This is a genomic window from Mycobacterium sp. M26 (assembly GCF_001494595.1).
Classification (GTDB): domain Bacteria; phylum Actinomycetota; class Actinomycetes; order Mycobacteriales; family Mycobacteriaceae; genus Mycobacterium.
The window spans coordinates 2,347,490-2,363,948 of the sequence record NZ_LN929908.1 but is presented as its reverse complement, the minus strand read 5'-3'; the positions used below and the strand labels follow the sequence as shown (position 1 = coordinate 2,363,948).

General features: G+C 66.0%; 14 protein-coding genes. 10 read left to right on the top strand and 4 right to left on the bottom strand.

The genetic code is table 11. The annotated features are described in order from the left end of the window. Positions 1–254: 254 nt before the first annotated feature. Genes BN3385_RS20640 through BN3385_RS20600 form a run of 9 tightly spaced genes read left to right on the top strand, consistent with a single transcriptional unit; the run spans position 255 to position 10,135 of the window. Positions 255–1,064, top strand: a complete 810-nt coding sequence (locus tag BN3385_RS20640; protein ID WP_059019532.1) for an MlaE family ABC transporter permease — start codon at positions 255–257, stop codon at positions 1,062–1,064. Positions 1,065–1,076: 12 nt separating this feature from the next. After that, positions 1,077–1,922, top strand: a complete 846-nt coding sequence (locus tag BN3385_RS20635; RefSeq protein ID WP_059017737.1) for an MlaE family ABC transporter permease — start codon at positions 1,077–1,079, stop codon at positions 1,920–1,922. 12 nt (positions 1,923–1,934) lie between these two features. Continuing rightward, positions 1,935–3,122 carry an MCE family protein gene (locus BN3385_RS20630; protein WP_059019530.1) on the top strand — a complete coding sequence of 396 codons (1,188 nt, stop codon included), beginning with the start codon at positions 1,935–1,937 and terminating at the stop codon, positions 3,120–3,122. Further along, positions 3,119–4,144: an MCE family protein gene (locus tag BN3385_RS20625; RefSeq protein WP_059019528.1), complete on the top strand. Its 1,026-nt coding sequence runs from the start codon at positions 3,119–3,121 to the stop codon at positions 4,142–4,144. Before BN3385_RS20630 ends, BN3385_RS20625 begins: the two co-directional genes overlap by 4 nt. Then, positions 4,144–5,241, top strand: a complete 1,098-nt coding sequence (locus tag BN3385_RS20620) for an MCE family protein (RefSeq protein ID WP_059022245.1) — start codon at positions 4,144–4,146, stop codon at positions 5,239–5,241. The genes BN3385_RS20625 and BN3385_RS20620 overlap by 1 nt, the downstream gene beginning before the upstream one ends. Further along, positions 5,238–6,716: an MCE family protein gene (locus tag BN3385_RS20615; protein WP_059019527.1), complete on the top strand. Its 1,479-nt coding sequence runs from the start codon at positions 5,238–5,240 to the stop codon at positions 6,714–6,716. The genes BN3385_RS20620 and BN3385_RS20615 overlap by 4 nt, the downstream gene beginning before the upstream one ends. Next, complete coding sequence (locus BN3385_RS20610; protein ID WP_059019525.1) at positions 6,713–7,990, top strand: MCE family protein; 1,278 nt, start codon at positions 6,713–6,715, stop codon at positions 7,988–7,990. The genes BN3385_RS20615 and BN3385_RS20610 overlap by 4 nt, the downstream gene beginning before the upstream one ends. 1 nt (position 7,991) lies before the next feature. Then, entirely contained in the window at positions 7,992–9,605 is a 1,614-nt protein-coding gene (locus tag BN3385_RS20605; RefSeq protein ID WP_059019523.1) for an MCE family protein, read from the top strand. 14 nt (positions 9,606–9,619) lie between these two features. Continuing rightward, positions 9,620–10,135 carry an Rv2253/PknI dimerization domain-containing protein gene (locus BN3385_RS20600; RefSeq protein WP_156432833.1) on the top strand — a complete coding sequence of 172 codons (516 nt, stop codon included), beginning with the start codon at positions 9,620–9,622 and terminating at the stop codon, positions 10,133–10,135. On the opposite strand, the gene BN3385_RS20595 is transcribed toward BN3385_RS20600, so the two are convergent. From BN3385_RS20595 to BN3385_RS20585, 3 genes are read right to left on the bottom strand one after another with little or no spacing between them, the layout of a single operon-like run. Then, positions 10,132–11,673 (bottom strand): FAD-binding protein, encoded by a 1,542-nt coding sequence (locus tag BN3385_RS20595; protein WP_059019519.1) that lies wholly within the window; start codon positions 11,671–11,673, stop codon positions 10,132–10,134. The genes BN3385_RS20600 and BN3385_RS20595 overlap by 4 nt on opposite strands. Position 11,674: 1 nt before the next feature. Continuing rightward, positions 11,675–12,583 carry a VOC family protein gene (locus tag BN3385_RS20590; RefSeq protein ID WP_059019517.1) on the bottom strand — a complete coding sequence of 303 codons (909 nt, stop codon included), beginning with the start codon at positions 12,581–12,583 and terminating at the stop codon, positions 11,675–11,677. A gap of 13 nt (positions 12,584–12,596) precedes the next feature. Then, the gene (locus BN3385_RS20585) at positions 12,597–13,778 is read right to left on the bottom strand and encodes an acyl-CoA dehydrogenase family protein (protein WP_059019515.1); all 1,182 of its coding nucleotides are present in this window, start codon (positions 13,776–13,778) and stop codon (positions 12,597–12,599) included. A 138-nt stretch (positions 13,779–13,916) separates the two neighbouring features. Between BN3385_RS20585 and BN3385_RS20580 the strand changes: the two genes are divergently transcribed. Next, the gene (locus BN3385_RS20580; RefSeq protein ID WP_059022243.1) at positions 13,917–15,533 is read left to right on the top strand and encodes a flavin-containing monooxygenase; all 1,617 of its coding nucleotides are present in this window, start codon (positions 13,917–13,919) and stop codon (positions 15,531–15,533) included. Here the strand turns inward: BN3385_RS20580 and BN3385_RS20575 are convergent. Continuing rightward, positions 15,530–16,384, bottom strand: a complete 855-nt coding sequence (locus BN3385_RS20575) for an alpha/beta fold hydrolase (protein ID WP_059019513.1) — start codon at positions 16,382–16,384, stop codon at positions 15,530–15,532. The genes BN3385_RS20580 and BN3385_RS20575 overlap by 4 nt on opposite strands. Positions 16,385–16,459 lie beyond the last annotated feature (75 nt).

Genomic DNA, 16,459 nt, shown 5'->3' with positions numbered 1-16,459 from the left:
CGGCCGCTCTGCCGTGGTCCCACTGGGTGGGAGACCGCGGTGGGCGACGTGGAATCTGGGGTGCACTAGTCGCTCATGGAAGCCTGTTGGGTACCGCGACGCGCCTATCGTCTCGATTCTCGGGATCTGCTTCCAGACGGGCGATAAGTGCACTACTCTGCCAAAGCGCCATTGAAACGTGTTCCAGTTTTATTGACGCGTAGGTACATAGCCGAATGTCCGTCCGGCACGACGATGGAGGCTCTGAACACGCAATGACAAACCGCGCAGCAGATCGTTGGTCGCCGGGTATTGCCCTGCGCAGTGGGGTGTCGGGGCCGATGCAGGCGATCGGTGGGTTGTTTGCGATGTCGGCTGATGCGGTGCGTTATGTGTTCCATAAGCCGTTTCAGTGGCGGGAGTTTTTGGAGCAGTCGTGGTTTGTGGCGCGGGTGTCGTTGGCGCCGACGTTGTTGGTGGCGATTCCGTTCACGGTGTTGGTGAGCTTCACGTTGAACATCCTGTTGCGGGAGTTGGGCGCGGCGGATCTCTCGGGTGCCGGTGCCGCGTTTGGTGCGGTGACGCAGGTGGGCCCTCTGGTGACGGTGTTGATCGTGGCCGGTGCGGGGGCGACGGCGATGTGTGCGGATTTGGGGTCGCGCACGATTCGTGAAGAGATCGACGCGATGGAGGTGTTGGGGATCAACCCGGTGCAGCGGTTGGTGACGCCGCGGATGTTGGCTTCGGGTCTGGTTGCGCTGTTGCTCAATTCGTTGGTGGTGATCATCGGCATTTTGGGTGGCTATGTGTTTTCGGTGTTTGTTCAGGATGTGAATCCGGGGGCGTTCGCGGCGGGGATCACGTTGTTGACCGGGGTGCCGGAGGTGATCATCTCGTGTGTCAAGGCGGCGTTGTTCGGGTTGATCGCGGGGTTGGTGGCCTGTTATCGGGGGTTGACGATTTCCGGTGGTGGTGCCAAGGCGGTGGGTAATGCGGTCAACGAGACGGTGGTGTACGCCTTCATGGCGTTGTTCGTGGTCAATGTGGTCGTGACGGCCATCGGCATCCGCATGACCACCCGGTAGAGGAACGCACCCATGGCACTCCCAGCGGTCTACCCGCGATTGACCCGGCAGCTCAAGCGACCCATCGGGACGCTGGGCCGCATTGGTGATCACACGCTGTTCTATGCCCGTGCGATTGGTGGGACGCCGCATGCGGCGGTGCATTTCCGTAAGGAGATCATTCGGTTGATTGCCGAGATCTCCATGGGGGCGGGCACGTTGGCGATGATCGGTGGCACGGTGGTCATCGTCGGGTTCTTGACCCTGGCCGCCGGTGGCACGCTGGCGGTGCAGGGCTATAGCTCGTTGGGCAATATCGGCATCGAGGCGCTGACCGGCTTTTTGGCGGCGTTCATCAACGTGCGCATCAGTGCGCCGGTAGTCGCCGGGATCGGGCTGGCCGCCACCTTCGGCGCCGGGGTGACCGCCCAGCTGGGCGCGATGCGGATCAACGAGGAGATCGACGCCCTGGAGTCGATGGGCATCCGCCCGGTCGAATACCTGGTGAGCACCCGGATCGTGGCCGGCATGGTGGCGATCACCCCGCTGTACTCGATCGCGGTGATCCTGTCCTTCGTGGCCAGCCAGTTCACCACCGTGGTGTTGTTCGGTCAGTCCGGTGGCCTCTATGACCACTACTTCAATACCTTCCTCAACCCGATCGATCTGCTGTGGTCATTTCTGCAGGCGGTGTTGATGGCGATCACGATCCTGTTGATCCACACCTACTTCGGCTACTTCGCCACCGGCGGACCCTCGGGAGTCGGGGTCGCGGTGGGCAACGCGGTACGCACATCCCTGATCGTGGTGGTCTCGGTGACCCTGCTGGTCTCCCTGGCCATCTACGGCTCCAACGGCAACTTCAACCTGTCCGGATAGGCGAGGAACCCGATGAAATCAGGTATCGCCCGCCCGCTGGCGGGCTTGGTGACAGTCGTCGCCCTCGCGACGATCGTCGCCATTGCAGTCGGGCTGTTCAATGACAGCTTCACCAAAACTGTTCCGGTGACGGTGATCTCAGACCGCGCCGGCCTGGTGATGAACCCCGACGCGAAGGTCAAGATCAACGGCGCCCAGGTGGGCAAGGTGGCCTCGATCGATTCGCTGCCGGATGGCAAGGCCGCCCTGCACCTGGCGATCGACCCCAAGATGGTCGACGTCATCCCGGCCAATGTCGGCGCTGACATCACCTCCTCGACGGTGTTCGGGTCCAAGTTCGTCGAACTGGTGCCGCCGGCGGATCCCTCGGCGCAGACGCTGCGCGCCGATCAGGTGATCCAGGGCAACCACGTCACTGTCGAGATCAACACCGTCTTCCAGCAGTTGGTCAACGTGCTGTCCGAGATCGAACCGGCCAAGCTGAACCAGACGCTGGGAGCGATCGCAAAGGGCTTCAACGGCCGCGGCCAGAAGTTCGGCCAGTCGCTGGTCGACCTCGACTCTGCACTGGCCAAACTGAACCCGAGCCTTGACACCCTGAATCACGAGATCGCGATTGCCCCACCGGTCTTCGATGCCTACGCATCGGCCTCGTCGGATCTGGTGGCGACGGTGGACAACGCCAGCAAGATCAGCGACACCATCGTCGACCAGAACCAGAACCTGGACACCCTGCTGGTCAGTGCGATCGGCCTGGCCGATGTCGGCACCGAGGTGCTGTCGACCAACCGCCAGGCGCTCACCGACGTGCTGCACCTGCTGGTGCCCACCACCGACCTGCTGAACCAGTACCACGACGCGCTCTACTGCGGAATCGCCGGCCTGCTCCCGCTGGCCACCGGTCCCGGCCAGTCGCTACCGGGTGTCGTTCTGCTGCAGTCGTTCTTCCTCGGCCGTGAGCGCTACCGCTACCCGCAGGACCTGCCTAAGGTCGCCGCCAAGGGCGGCCCGCAGTGCACGGACCTGCCCAAGGTGCCGTTCGAAAAGAGCGCACCGTTCGTGGTCACCGACATCGGCACCAACCAGGCCCAGTACGGCAACCAGGGCATCCTGCTCAACTCGGATGCGCTCAAGCAGGCGCTGTTCGGGCCGATCGACGGGCCGCCCCGCAACACCGCACAGATTGGACAGCCCGGATGACCGCGACGTGGAAGACCCTCGTCAAGGTCGGCATCTTCGGGGTCGTGATGTTGCTGCTGACCGCGGCGCTGTTCGCCATCTTCGGCCAGTACCGGTCAGGCTCGGACAACGGCTACTCCGCGGAGTTCGCCGACGCCTCGAGCCTGAAGTCCGGAGATTCGGTGCGGGTGGCCGGCGTCCGGGTCGGAACCGTCACCGACGTTGCGCTGCAACCGGACAACAAGGTGATCGTCGACTTCAACGCCGACCGCACGATCGTCCTGACCCAGGGCACCAAGGCCGTGGTGCGGTATCTGAACCTGGTCGGTGACCGCTACCTCGAACTGGTCGACAGCCCCGGATCGGGCAAGATCCAGCCCGCCGGCTCCCGCATCCCACTGGACCGCACCGAGCCCGCCTTGGACCTCGACCTTCTGCTCGGCGGCCTCAAACCTGTTGTGCAGGGCCTCAACCCGCAGGACGTCAACGCGTTGACCAACTCGTTGATCCAGATCCTGCAGGGTCAGGAGGGCAGCATCGAGTCGCTGTTCTCCAAGACCTCGTCGTTCTCCAACGCACTGGCCGACAACGGACAGACCGTGCAAGCGCTGATCGACAACCTCAACACGGTGGTGGCCACCATCTCCAAGGACGGTGACAAGTTCTCCGGCGCCGTCGACAAGCTGGAGAAACTGGTCACCGGCCTGGCCGCCGACAAGGACCCGATCGGTGAGGCCGTCACCGCGCTGGACAACGGAACCGCCTCGCTGACCGACCTGCTCGGTCAGGCGCGCGCCCCGCTGGCCGGCACCATCGACCAGCTCGGCCGGCTGGCCCCGCTGCTCGATCAGGACAAGGAGCTGCTGGACATCTCGATCCAGAAGGCGCCGAAGAACTACCGGAAGCTGGTGCGCCTGGGCGCCTACGGAAGCTTCCTCAACCAGTATCTGTGCGGGCTGTCCTTCCGGGTCACCGACCTGCAGGGCCGTACCGCCTACTTCCCCTGGATCATGCAACACAGTGGAAGGTGTGGGGAGCCCTGATGCTCAAATACCGCGGTTCCTCTCTGATCAGGTCGGGCTTCATCGGCCTGGCGCTGATCGTGCTCGTCATCACCGTCGGGCTGGCGCCCGAACGGATCCTCACCTGGGCCACCTCGGTCAAGCACCAGGCGCTGTTCACCGAGGCCGGTGGGCTCCAGGCCGGCAATGACGTCAAGGTGTCCGGCGTCAAGGTCGGCACGGTGTCCGACGTGTCGCTCGAGCGCGGTAAGGCGCTGGTGACGTTCATGGTCAAGGGCAATGTGCACCTGGGCACCGACACCACCGCTCACATCCGCACCGGAACGCTGCTGGGCCAACGGATTCTGACTCTGGAATCCAATGGCAAGGGCGAGCTGAAGTCAGCCGAGGTCATCCCGGTGTCGCGCACCGGGGCGCCGTACTCGCTGTCCGACTCGCTCTCGGAGTTCACCGCGAACACCGCCGACACCGACACCGCCGCGCTGAATCAGTCGCTCAACACACTGTCGGACACCCTGGACCGGGTGTCGCCGCAGATCGGGCCGACATTCGACGGTCTGAGCAAGCTGTCGCGAATGATCAATGAGCGCAACGAATCTCTGGCGAGCCTGCTTAAGAGCGCGGCGAACGTGACCAGCATCCTGGGGGAGCGCAGCCAACAGGTGAACACCCTGCTGCTCAACGCCAACGATCTGGTGGGCGTGCTCGCCGAGCGCCGGTACGCGATCGTCAACCTGCTGGCGAACACTTCCGCGCTGTCCCAGCAGTTGACCGGAATCGTTGCCGACAACGAGAAGGAGTTGGCCCCCGCCTTGGAGAAGCTCAACTCGGTGACCGCGATGTTGGAGCGCAACAACGACAACATCACCGCCGCGATGAAGGGCCTGGCCAAGTACCAGATCACCCAGGCCGAGGCGGTCAACAGCGGGTTCCTCTACAACGCGTTCGTGGCCAACCTCAGCCCGGCTCAGACGCTTCAGCCGTTCTTCGACTACGCGCTGGGCTTCCGCCGCGGCATCGACGCCGGACAGCCGCCGGACAACGCCGGACCGCGGGCCGAGATTCCGTTCCCGTACAACGGCATACCGCAGCCCAATGAGCGATGGGGGCAGCCATGACCCGCAAGAGGCTGACGGCGATCGCCGCGGTGATCCTGGCCCTGCTGGTGGCCGGTGGGGTCGGACTGCTGGTGCGGCAGGCCTTCTTCAAGCCGACGGCCATCACCGCCTACTTCAGCAGCGCCACCGCGATCTACCCGGGTGACGAGGTGCGGGTGGCCGGCGTGAAAGTCGGCACCATCAAGTCGATCGAGGCGCAGGGCACCAAGGCCAAGATGTCGCTGGCGGTCGACCGCAATGTCCCCATCCCGGCCAATGCCGAGGCGATCATCGTCTCGCAGAACCTCGTCGGGGCACGGTATGTCCAGCTCACGCCGCCGTACGAGGACAGTGGCCCGAAGATGGCCGACGGGGCGGTGATCGGCCTCGACCGCACCGCGGTTCCGGTCGAATGGGATGAGGTCAAGACCCAGTTGACCCGGCTGGCAACGGATTTGGGCCCGAAGGACGCCGAGTCCACCACCGCGGTCAGCCGGTTCATCGACAGCGCCGCCAATGCGCTCGACGGTAACGGCCAGAAGCTGCATGACACGATCGCCGAACTGTCCGGGGTGAGCCGGGTGCTCGCCGACGGCAGCGGCAACATCGTCGACACCATCAAGAACCTGCAGACCTTCGTCACCGCGCTGAAGGACAGCAACGTGCAGATCGTGCAGTTCCAGGACCGGCTGGCCAGCCTGACCAGCGTGGTGGACGGCAGCAGGTCCGACCTGGATGCCGCGCTGACCAATCTGTCCAGTGCCGTGGTGGACGTCCAGCGCTTCATCGCCGGCAGCCGCAACCAGACCACTGAGCAGTTGCAGCGGCTGACCAGCGTGACCAAGAACCTCGCGGACAACCAGATGGTGCTCAAGAACGTGCTGCACGTGGCGCCCAACGCCATCGGCAACGCCTACAACATCTACAACCCCGACACCCAAAGCGCACTGGGTGGTTTCGCGCTGGCCAACTTCTCCAACCCGGTGAGCGTGGTGTGCACCGCGATCGCGGCGATCGAGAACGCCACGTCCGCCGAGACTGCCAAGCTGTGCGCGCAGTACCTGGGTCCGGCGCTGCGGTTGCTGAACTTCAACTACCTGCCGTTGCCGTTCAACAGCTACCTCGGCAAGTCACCAAGCCCGGAGAACCTCATCTACTCCGATCCCGCGATCGCCCCCGGCGGTTCGCGCTACGCCCCACCGGCGGAGATTCCGCCGACGGTGTCGGCCTACACCGGCTACAACGGTGACGTTCCCGGCCCGGCCGGCTGGGGTGTCCCGCCCGCGGATCCCAACTTCCGTGGTGCGTATGCGCCCAACGGTCTTCCTGCCGACCCTCAGCCCGCGCTGTATCCGGGTGCCCCCGTTCCGCCCGGTGTGCCGGCACCGGTGACCGGACCTGCAGCACCGCCGCCGTCCACCGTCGAAGGCATGCTGCTCCCGGCTGAATCGGCCGCACCGGCAGCGCCACCCGTCGAAGGGACACCGCCATCATGACCCGTCGTGACTCGGTGCGCCGCCTGGCGGTGATCGCGACCTGCGTCGCGATCAGCACCAGCGGTTGTGCTTTCGGTGGCCTGAACTCGTTGCCCCTGCCGGGCACGGTCGGACACGGTGAAGGTTCGAAGACCTATCACGTCGAGCTCGCCAATGTCGGTCAGCTCGAGTCGAATTCACCGGTTCTGGTCGGCGATGTGGTAGTCGGCAGTGTCGGCAAGATGACGGTCAGCGATTGGCACGCCAACGTTGAGATCTCGGTGAAGCCGGGGATCGTCATCCCGGCCAACGCAGTCGCGACGGTCGGGCAGACCAGCCTGCTGGGTTCCATGCACCTGGCACTGAACCCGCCACTGGGCCAGGCACCCAGCGGGGTCCTGCAGCCCGGCGCCACGCTCGGGTTGAACCGGTCCTCGACCTACCCGTCGACCGAGCAGACGCTGTCGGCGTTGTCGGTGGTGGTCAACGGCGGCGGGCTGGGCCAGATCGGCGACTTCGTGCGCGAGTTCAGTGCGGCACTCAACGGCCGCGAGGACAAGATCCGGGATCTGCTGACCCAGCTCAACGACTTCGTCGGGCTGCTCTCCGATCAGCGCGACAGCATCAACGCGGCGGTCACCTCGCTGAACAACCTGGCCGGCACGTTCGCCGGCCAGCGCGAGGTGCTGACCAGTGCGCTGAACCGGATCCCTCCGGCGCTCGACGTGCTCATCAACGAACGGCCCCGTATCACCACAGCGCTGGAGAAGTTCCGCGATTTCTCCAACCTGGCCACCGGGCTGGTCAACGACTCCGGTGCCGACCTGGTGCGCAACCTGCAGAATCTGGAACCCACCTTGAAGGCGCTCGCCGATGTCGGCCCGAAGCTCGACACCGCACTGTCCTACTTCCCGACATTCCCGTACACCCAGAGCGTCGTCGACCGTGCCATTCGCGGCGACTACATGAACCAGTTCATCATCTTCGACTTCACCGTGCCGCGGCTCAAGCGCACACTGTTCCTGGGCACTCGCTGGGGTGATGAGAACGCGAAACTGGTTCCGGCGCCGGGTGATCCGTTCTACGCGACGTACACCTACGATCCGCTGCAGGCACCGCTGACCCCGACACCGGCCCAGGTGGCAGATATTCCGCCGCTGGTGGACCCGCCGGCCTCGGCGACCAGTTCGCAGTCGGCTCTGACCGCCGACACCTCCACCGCCCACGGCACGGGAACCGGCCCGCTTCCCGGACCGGCACCCGATGCGGTGCCGCAGGACGGAGGTGGCAACTGACATGCTGACCCGCTTCGTTCGGAACCAGCTGATCATCTTCACGATCGCCTCGATCGTCGGTATCGCGGTGATGGTGGTCGCCTACCTGCAGGCCCCGACACTGCTCGGGATCGGCCGGATGACCGTCAAACTGGAGTTGCCGAGAACCGGTGGGCTCTACCAGTTCTCGAATGTGACCTATCGCGGCGTGCAGCTGGGCAAGGTCACCGAGGTGCGGCCGACCAAGACCGGCGCGGAAGCCACGCTGTCGCTGGCCACGTCGCCGAAGGTACCCGCTGATCTGCAGGCCCGGGTGCTCAGTGTGTCCGCGGTCGGTGAGCAGTACGTCGACTTGGTGCCCAACACCGACTCCGGGCCGTACCTGGAGAACGGTTCGGTGATCCCGGCCAAGAACACCACCGTGCCGCAGGCGGTGGGGCCGATGCTCGACCAGGTCAGCGCGCTGCTCAAGAGCATCCCCAAGGACCGGATCCCGGACCTGCTCGACGAGTCGTTCAAGGCGCTCAACGGCACCGCTGACAACCTCAGTGTGCTGGCCGATTCGGCGTCGCGGCTGGCTGCCGACTTCAACAGCTCGGGAGACCAAACCCGCACCCTGATCGAGGACAGCCGGCCGCTGCTCGACGGTCAGCTGGCTTCCACTGACTCCATCAAGACCTGGGCCCGCAGCCTGGCGGGGATCAGCGGCCAGCTGGTGACCAACGATCCGCAGTGGCGGGAGATCCTGCAGAACGGTCCCGGCGCGGCCGATGAAGCCTCGGCCCTGCTGAACCAGGTGAAGCCGACGTTGCCGGTGTTGCTGGCCAACCTGACAACCATCGGCCAGGTGGGCGTGACCTATCACGCGTCGCTGGAGCAGCTGCTCGTGCTGTTGCCGCCCTACATCGCCTCCATCCAGTCCATCGGCCCGATGAACAACCCGGTCGGTATGGCCAAGGGCGACTTCACCGTCGGCATCAGCGACCCACCGGCGTGCACCGTCGGCTTCCTGCCGCCGTCCTCGTGGCGTTCGCCTGCTGACCTGTCCGATATCGACACCCCGGACGGGCTGTATTGCAAGCTTCCGCAGGACTCGCCGATCGCGGTCCGCGGTGCGCGCAACTACCCGTGCCAGGGGCAGCCCGGAAAGCGGGCGCCCACGGCCGAGCTGTGCGAGAGCGACAAGCCGTTCGAGCCGCTGGCCATGCGCCAGCACGCGACCGGGCCCTACCCGTTCGACCCGAACCTGGTCTCGCAGGGCATTCCGCCGGATGACCGGGTGACCCTCAACGACAACATCTACGGACCGCTGCAGGGCACCCCGCGGCCACCGGGACCTGCCCCCGCGGCACCGGCACCGCCGGCTGAGGCTCCGCTGGCTCCGGCCGCGGCCCAGGTACCGCCCGCCGACGCCCCGCCGCCGGCACCGGTTCCCGACCTGGCGCCGATGGACTCCGGTGGTGGGGTGGCGCCCAGCGCCTTCACCGGAGGGCCGACGGGACCCTCGGTGGCCATTGCGACGTACGACCCGGCAACCGGTCAGTACGCCACCCCGGACGGCAGCGTGTTCCGGCAGTCGGATCTGGTGAAGCCGGGTGCTGAGCGGTCGTGGAAAGACCTGTTGCCCACGACATGACAGGAGGTGGCTGGATGCGTACGACACCGACGCTGGTGGCCGTGGCGGCACTGACCGCCGCCGTCGTCGGCACCGGCCTGAACCCGGCGACGGCGCAGGCCTCGGACCGGTGGGCGCTCAACGGGACGTTCATCGCGACATCCAACGGCGAGTGGGCCACCAACAACGACGTGTTCCACGACGAGAAGAGCGTCCGCAGCATCTGGACCATCTCCTCGCAGTGCAGCTATCCCACCGAGTGCACCGGGACGGTGTCCAGCGACTGGGGGTGGACGGCCCCGATCTACCAGACCGGTGGCGAATGGTACGTCAAGCGCGTCATCCCGGACTGGATGCCGTGTTACGACGGTTCCACCGCACCCGGTAAGCAGGTGTACCGCTTCCACGGGGTCACCCCGGACGGCTCGGCGTCCGACCCGACCTCCAACATCCTGGTGGGGGAGGACGGCACGACCGGCGCGCCGGGGGCCTGCGGCCGCAGTGGGCCGCTCTACATCAGCATGCCCTTCAAGTTGGTCAAGCAGACCTAACCCGTTGTCGCGGCCATGTCGAGTGCCGCGAGGTGGCTGAAAAACATGGACGCCCCGATCGGGTTTCCGCCACCGGGATAGGTGGTGCCGCTGACGGCCGCCATGGTGTTGCCCGCGGCGTAGAGGCCCGGGATCGGCTGACCGTCCTGATCGAGGACCCTGGCCCGGGCGTCGGTGCGTAATCCGCCCTTGGTGCCCAGATCGGACAGCCCGAATGCCGCGGCGTGAAACGGCGGCTGGTCGACGGGCACCAACGGGAGCTTTCCCTCCGAGAAGGCCCGGTCGTAGGCTTCGTCCCCGCGGCCGAAGTCGGCGTCGGCGCCGTCGGCGACCAGCTGGTTGAACCGCGCCACCGTCTGCTGCAGGCCATCAGCCGGAACACCGATGGACTCGGCCAGCTCCGCCAGAGTGCTTGCGGTACGCCATAATCCGGCGTCGCGATAGCGCTCGGTCTCCACCATGGACACGTTGGTGGCCTTGACGGGCGGTACCTCGCCCTCCCGATCGTCGTAGATCATCCACAGCGGCAGGCTGAGCCGGCCGGCTCGCATCTCCTCGATGATCTCCCGGCCGATCCGGTCATAGGCGGCGGATTCGTTGACGAAGCGTTCCCCGGCGTCGTTGACGAAGATGCCGCCGGTAAACCACAGCGCGAAGGCCGACCGGCCGTCAGGATGGGTCAGACCCGGTGACCACCACGCCTGATCCATCAGATCCAGGCTGGCGCCGATGCGGATGGCCGCCTGAAGCGCCGCGCCGGTATTGCCCGGGCAGCCCATCGAGTCGGCGGGATCGCCCGGCACGCCGAAGTTCTGCCGCAGCGCCGGGTTGTGTTCGAATCCGCCGGCCGCCAGCAAGACACCACGTCGCGCGCCGATGCTCACCTGCACTCCGGCGCGCTGCACCACCGCCCCGACCACTCGGCCGTCATCGGTGATCAGCTCCACCAGTTCGGCGTTGCGGTAGAGCGCGGCATCGGGAAACCCGCTGAGCGCGGCCAGAAATCGGCCGATCAGAGCGCGCCCGCCGAACAACTTGCCCGGCGCCGGGGCCCCGAGCCGTTCGGTGTCCAAGGGTCCGCCGACGGTACCGGCATAGGGTCCCAGCTTTTCGTCGCGGATCGGCACGGCGACGATGTGGCGCAACCCGTCGGTGCGCGCGTCGGGTGCCTTGCCGAAGTAGTCCGGCCACGGCAGGACGGTGAACGCGAAGTTCTCGTCGGCCTCCAGGTATTCGATGAGTGCCGACCCGCCGCGGACGTAGGCGTCCTGCAACTCGCGCGGGGTTCGGTCACCGACCACGGAGTGGAAGTAGTTCAGTGCGCGCTCGACGGTGTCGTCGCTGCCCGCCCGCTGCAGAACGGGGTTGCAGGGGAACCACATTCCACCGCCACCGGAGTAGGCCGTCGTGCCGCCGAACTTGTCGGTGGCCTCGACCAGGGCTACCGACAGGCCTTCGCGTGCCGCGGTATAGGCCCCGGTGATGCCACCACCGGATCCGGCGACGATGACGTCGACTGTCTCATCGAACGTCGGCATGTCAGGGCCGCATGGCAGCGGGGAGGTCGCTGACCCACTGGTGGCCCCAGTAGCTGTCGGCGGTGATCTCCTCAGCGGTGTAATGGTTTTCGTCGATGCGCAGACCGCCGGTGCCGAATTCGATGTCCCAGTCGCCGGGTGCGCGGACGTAGAACGACACCATCTTGTCGTTGGTGTGCCTGCCCAGTGTGGAGGACAGCTGGAAGCCCTCCTTGTTCACCCGGTCGAGTGCGGCGCCCACCGCGTCGAGGCTGTCGACCTCCACCATCATGTGGATCAGGCCGGGATCGCGCAGGGTGGTCGCCGGGGCGATGGCCAGGCTGTGGTGGCGTTCGTTGACTCCGAGGAACCGAATCCGGATTGGGCCGAACTCCTTGGGCAGGGGGACCCGGAATGCGCCGCGGGACAGGAAACCCAGTGTCTCGGTGTAGAACTCGAACAGACCGTTGGCGTCCAGGGCGGGCAGCACGACATGTCCCAGACCCTGGTCGCCGGTGACGAACCGGGCGCCGTACGGCGTGACGACCGGGCTGTGGTCGAGAACGGCGCCGTGGAACACCTCGAGCGTGTTGCCTGCCGGGTCGTCGAAGGTGATGACCTCCTCCACCCGGCGATCATCGGCCTCGCTCTGCGGAAGGTTCTTATAGGGCACCCCCGCGGCGTCGAGGGTCTGACGCACCCGGTCCAGGCCGATACGGTCGCGAACCTCCCACCCGGAGGCCACGATTCGGTCGCCATCTCCGGGGGTGACGATGATCCGGGCGGCCCTCTCGTCCATCCGCAGGTACAGCGAATCGGGATCCGGGCCCTTGCCCTCGGCGAAACCCAGCAGACTGAAGGCGAATTGACGCCAGCGCTCGATATCGGCGGTCGCGATGGTGACGTAGCCGAGGCTGGAGAACAGACTCATCGAGTTCGCCGTGTCAGATCATCGCCCGCAGCGGACCTTCGGGTTCGACGCCGAAGGAGCTGAGCGCGGATGCGTGGAAGACGGTGCCCGGTACGTGAATCGCGTGCGCCATGCCGGTGTGGGCGTCGCGCCAGTAGCGCTGCAGCGGCTTGTCCATCCGCATTCCGTTGCCACCGGAGCGGGAGAAGATCTGATCGACGGCCATCACGGCGCGCCAGACCGCGCGTACCTGGGTGCGCCGGCCGGCCGCCCGGTCGGCGAACGACACCTCCTGGCCGGAGTCGACCATGTCGTAGATGCGGTCGATGTTGGCCAGGATCTCCTGACGCGCAGCGTTGATGTCGGCGGCTGCCTCACCGATCGCGTACATCACGTACGGGTCGTCCTTGATGGCCGTGCCGGCCGCGCTGACACGCTCGCGCTGGTAGTCCAGGTGGGCGGCCAGCGCGCCTTCGCAGATACCGATGGTGGCAGCGGAGATCCCCAGCGGGAACATCGCCGACCACGGCATCAGGTAGAGGGTGTCGGTCATGCCGGCTTCCCGCTGGGCGGAGCCGTCCATCACCTTGAAGGCATCCATGGTGCGGTAGTCGGGCACGAAAGCGTTGCGCACGATGACGTCCTTGGACCCGGTTCCGCGCAGGCCCACCACATCCCAGGAGTCTTCGACGATCTCGTAATCCTTGCGGGGCAGGATCATGTGCAGCATCTGCGGCGGCATGACGGGCTTGCCCTCGGCGTCACCGAGGATCGCGCCCAGGAAGATCCAGTCGCAGTGGTCGGTGCCGGAGCTGAACTGCCAGCGGCCGTTGAAGATGTAGCCGCCGTCGACCGGCACCGCAATGCCCTGCGGCGCGTAGGGGGAGGCGACCCAGGTGTCGACGTCGTCGGCCCAGATCTCGGCGGCCACACGCGGATCGGCGTAGGCCAGCTGATACGGGTGGACACCCACCACGCCGTTGATCCAGCCCGCGGCCGGGTCGAGGGCGGCGGTGGCCATCACGGTCTCGGCGAACTCCCGGGGGTGTACCTCCAGGCCGCCGTACTCCTTGGGCTGCAGCAGGCGGATGTTGCCCGCCGACTTCATGATCTTGACGGTCTGCTCGGTGAGCTTGCCGATTTTCTCGGCCTCCACGGCATGCTCGCGCATCTGGTCCGCGGCATCCATGACTTTGTCAATAACCCGTGTGGTCATGCGTTTTACCTCATCTGTCGGGCGTGGTTCCTCCATAGTGCGGCAGCTGTGCACCCCGCGCGACGAGTTGTCCCGATGAGCGGACCACCCCCCTTGCGGGGGTTTACAAATACCTTAGATTTTGTCACTGTGACCAGCATGCAGCAGACCGGCCCAGCACACCTCGACGCCGTCATCGTAGGAGCCGGTTTCGCCGGGTTGTACGCCCTGCACCGACTGCGCGCGCAGGGGTTGACCGTTCGCGTCATCGAGGCGGCCGACGGGGTGGGCGGAACCTGGTACTACAACCGGTACCCGGGGGCGCGTTGTGACGTCGAAAGTGTGGACTACAGCTACTCGTTCTCCGATGAGCTGCAGCAGGAATGGAACTGGACCGAGCGCTACGCCACCCAGGCCGAGATCCTCGACTACCTGAACTGGGTGGCGGACAAACTCGACCTTCGCCGCGACATCACCTTCGGAACCCGCGTCACGTCGGCGGTGCTCGACGAGTCGACACTGCGCTGGACGGTGGGCACCGACTCCGGCGAGGTGATCTCCGCCCGGTTCTGCATCATGGCCACCGGAGCATTGTCGTCGGCGCTCACCCCCGATATCGCCGGGCTGGACACCTTCGCCGGTGAGATCTTCCACACCGCACACTGGCCGCACGGCGGCGTCGACTTCACCGGCCGCCGGGTCGCGGTGATCGGCACCGGATCCTCGGGCATCCAGTCCATTCCGATCATCGCCGAGCAGGCCGAGCAGCTCTACGTCTTCCAGCGCACCCCGAACTACAGCGTGCCGGCCGGTAATCGGCCGTTGAGCGCCGAGGAGCTGGCCGGGATCAAGGCGGATTACGCCGAGCGGCGCCGGGTGTCCTTCCGCAGCGGGGGCGGTTCTCCGCATATCGCGCATCCGAAGCCGACGCTGGAGGTGTCCCCGCAGGAGCGGCGGGAAGCCTTCGAAACACGCTGGCAGCTCGGCGGTGTGCTGTTCTCCAAGACCTTCCCCGATCAGATGACGGATCTGGCCGCCAACGACGAGGCCAGGAAGTTCTGGGAGGAGAAGGTGCGCGCCGTCATCGACGATCCCGCGGTGGCCGAGTTGCTGATCCCCGATGACCATCCGATCGGTGCGAAGCGGATCTGCACCGACTCCTCCTACTTCCAGACCTTCAACCGGCCCAACGTCGAGTTGGTCAGTGTGCGCCGCACCCCGATCGAGTCGATCGATGCCACCGGGATCGCCACCACGGCAGCCCATTACGACGTCGACGCGATCGTCTTCGCCACCGGATTCGACGCGCTGACCGGTGCGCTGGGCAAGATCGACATCGTCGGGCGCGGGGGACAGGCGTTGTCCGAGGACTGGGCGGCCGGGCCGCGCACCTATCTGGGTCTGGGGTGTGACGGATTCCCGAACCTGTTCGTGATCACCGGTCCGGGCAGCCCTGCGGTGCTGGCGAACATGGTGCTCGGCGCGGAGTCGCACGTCGACTGGATCGCTGAGGCCATCGCCCACCTCGACGACAATGGTTATGCCGCAATCGAAGCCACTGCTGACGCGGTGGAGAACTGGGTTGCCGAGCTGTCCCAGCGCGCCGAGGGCACCCTGTTCACCAAGGCGAACTCCTGGTACCTCGGCGCCAACGTGCCCGGCAAGCCACGGGTCTTCATGCTGTTCTGCGGTGGGTTCGCGGCCTACAACGACATCTGCGCCGATGTGGCGGCCTCAGGGTACAAGGGCTTCGAATTGATCCCGTCCGCCGATTAGGCGCGCTGCAGGAAGCCCAGTGCGGTGGCTTCGAAGGCCGCCTTCTGCTCGATCATCACCCAGTGTCCGCAGTTGGGGAACACGTGCAATTCGGCGTTGGGGATGGTGCGCATCGGCACCAGCGACATGTCCAGCGGACTGACCCGGTCGTCACGCCCCCAGGTGAGCAGCGTGGGCGCCTTGACCTTGTGCATGATCGCCCACGGAAGCGGGAAGTCGGCGTTGCGCATCATCTTCATGGTCGCGGCGAACGCCGCCTTGCCGTACATCCGCCGGGCACTGGCCAGCGTCTCCGGGTCGGTGGCCAGTTCCCAGCGCTCGTTGATCAGGGTCTCGGTCACCAGCTCGGGGTCGTAGACCATCGAGTTGAGCCAGTCCACCAGACGCTGCCGGGTGGGGTCCTCAGTGAACTCCTGCAGTAGCCGGATGCCCTCGCTGGGGCCGGGGCTGTAGATGTTGGTGCCGATCCCGCCGATGGTGATCAGCTTGCCGATCCGATCCGGCTTGGTGATGGCGAAGTTGATCCCGACGCCGCCACCCATCGAGTTGCCGATCACGTCGACCTTCTTGACGCCGAGGGCGTCGAGGAACATCGGGACGGCGCCCTGGGCGTCGAGCATCGGGTGGCCACCGAAGTCGTCACTGACGCCGAATCCGGGGAACTCCAGCACCAGACAGCGGAAGTGTTCGGCGAAGAACCCGAGGTTGCCGCGGAAGTTGCGCCACCCGGTGACACCCGGTCCGGAGCCGTGCAGCAGCAACAGCGGCGGACCGTCGCCGGCCTCGTGATAGCGCAGGACGCCTTTGTCGGTGCTGACTTCGCGCAGTGTGCCCTCGTAGGTGATCTCCACGCCTGGTATCCGATCATTTGCGGGGCCGTTGCTCAATGGGGCGTTCCGGTCAGTGAGTCGGCGACATCAGGCCCC